Source organism: Kitasatospora sp. NPDC043950 (assembly GCF_056435345.1).
Genome location: NZ_JBWKER010000132.1, coordinates 1 through 2,311 on the forward strand (window position 1 = coordinate 1; position 2,311 = coordinate 2,311).

2 protein-coding genes are annotated in these 2,311 nt (G+C 69.6%); both read right to left on the reverse strand.

Features of this window, described 5'->3' with window-relative positions:
- Positions 1-62: 62 nt before the first annotated feature.
- Positions 63-677 carry a DUF3592 domain-containing protein gene (locus AC07BF_RS37755; protein WP_478334601.1) on the reverse strand — a complete coding sequence of 205 codons (615 nt, stop codon included), beginning with the start codon at positions 675-677 and terminating at the stop codon, positions 63-65.
- Positions 678-856: 179 nt separating this feature from the next.
- On the reverse strand, positions 857-1,936 hold the full coding sequence (locus AC07BF_RS37760) for a hypothetical protein (protein ID WP_478334602.1): 1,080 nt from the start codon (positions 1,934-1,936) through the stop codon (positions 857-859).
- Positions 1,937-2,311 lie beyond the last annotated feature (375 nt).

Below are 2,311 nucleotides of genomic sequence, written 5' to 3' on the forward strand. Positions count from 1 at the left end.
ACTCCGGGGTGTACTTCCGCCCTGCCATATGAACCATCTTCCCGGACCATCAAGATCCGCCATCAGAGTGTCCACATCACAGGGGTCACCTCAGTGCGGACGTTCCTGACGACGGCGACCACACGGCCCGGAACGGGAACCATCGCGGCCAGGGTGTCGAACCGGCTCCGCGCCTGGCGGACCTCCTGGGGCAGGGAGCACGCGAGGAACACGCTCCACGGCGCGCCGACACCGATCAGGGCCCACGGCCAGCCCCAGTCGATCGCGGCGACGACCACCAGCCCGACGTAGATCAGGAACACCGCGAAGTTCGGCCAGCCGAGCCCGTAGCGGCCGGCCCAGAGGTCGTTGGTGAACCGGAAGGCGTGCGGTCTCCCGGGCGGATAGCGGATCCCGATCTCCCGGCCCGTCCAGGCCGTGTTGATCCTGTCGCCGCAGTCGCCGTCGTTCGTCACGGTGAACTCCTGCCCGGTGGAGGAGTCTTGGAAGGTGACGACGACCGCTATGCCGTCCCCCTCGGAACCTCCGTGCCGTGGCTCCTGCACCCGCTCGATCCGCCCCATCACCCGGACCGTCCGCTGGGCTCGGGTCACCCCCGCCAGCGACCGCCCGTACCCGAGCAGTGCCAATGTGCCGAACACCCCGCACCAGAGCGCCAGACAGTCGTGCCAGCCCATGTGTCCTCCTCCTGTCCCTCCGGTACGGTCCGCCGGGGTTTCCTCGCTGCCGTGGCAACCCGTCGCGTGCAAGATCTACCACGTCCGGGCCGGTGGGGAGCCGCGGTGGCCGGCCCAAGTCGGCTGGTGGAAAGCAGTCTTGATGTCGAAGCGCGTCGAGCGCGGGTGAAGCGCGGTGATCAGCGTGCCGGGGTGCGTCGCACCACCTGGCCCTCACCGTTCGCCTCCAGCGAGGCACTGCCCTCGGGCCCGGTCACGCCGACCCTGATCGTGAGGGAGCCGGCGAGATGGTCGGCGGTGATCTGCCAGGACGTCGGGGAGCGGACGCCGAGCGTCGTCTCGGCCTCCTTGACCAGGGCCGGGAACCGCTCGTAGGGCAGGGACAGTGGATCGAACTGGGGGGCCTTCGTGCCGCTCGGGGAGAACACGACCGACAGCACGCGTTCCTGCGCGAAGACGGTGATCGCCTGGCGCGGATCCTTCCCCTCGGTAAGGGAGTTGATGGCCTTGCGCAGTTCGCCGTCGTCGAGGAACGACTGGTCCGGCCCGAGGGAGACAGTCCCGGTCCCGGACGACACCACCGTGGTCGACCACGTCGAAGTGACCGTCGGTGCCGGAGAAGCGGAGTCCTGCTGTTCGAACAGGTCCACGCGGAACAGGAAGACCACGGCAGCCGCGGCGAGCAGCAGGCCGAAGAGCCCGACGAAGCCGGTCGAACGGCCCTCGGGAGGCTCGGTCACCATGGTCGACTCGGGAGCCGAATCCAGCTGAGCGCCGGCCGCCCGCTCCTCCCACTCCGGGGTCGGCCGCTTCACGATCCTCACCCGCCACGGCCTGTCCTGCGGATACTTCACCACCAGGACGCCGCGCGGCCGGTAGTCGGGGAGGTCGACCAGGTTGATGTCCTGAGTGATCCCGACGCGGTAGGCCGGCTCGTCGTCCGGTGCGACGGTGAGATCGAACCGCACCGGCACGTCGCTCGTCTCACCCCCAATGGCGCGCATGCTCTCGATCATCGCGAGCGCCGTCCGGGGCACGACCGCCGCTTCCCGGGCCCGCCGCGGCGCCCCGGCGAGGAGGAGCAACAGGCCGTAGGCGATGGGCAGTCCCAAACCCCCGATGAACAAGGGCACCTTCTCGACGACCACGCCGACGACGAGCGCGGCCAGCGAGCCCCCGATCACGGCCCCCGTCAGGAAACTGCGGGCGAGGGCGACCGGAGTGCTGCGCGGAGGCGGCGCGCTCGGGGTGATCGTCATACGGGTGATTGTGCCGGGCCGGGGTGACAGCCGGTAGGGCTGGGGCGGGCGTTGTTCGCGCGGGGCCGGCGGGGTGCGGAGTGGGCGACAGCTGTCAGTAGTAGTCGGAGCGACGGGCGGAAAGCAGGTCCCGGGTCGCGCCCATCGCGGGGGCGGTTTCGACGGGTGGCCCGGTTCGCCAGCTCCCGCGGTCGACTTCACGGGAGTTGGCGGTGAGCAGGTGGTCTGTGCGCGAGTCGCGGGTCGGGCACGAGGGGCCGCGGGTGGCTATCGGGTGTCTGTGTTTGTGTTGTGTGTGAGTTGGTGGTTGAGGTTGGTGAGGGCGTTGTGGGTGGCTTTGGTGTGTTGGTTGGGGATGGTGTGTTTGGGGAGGAG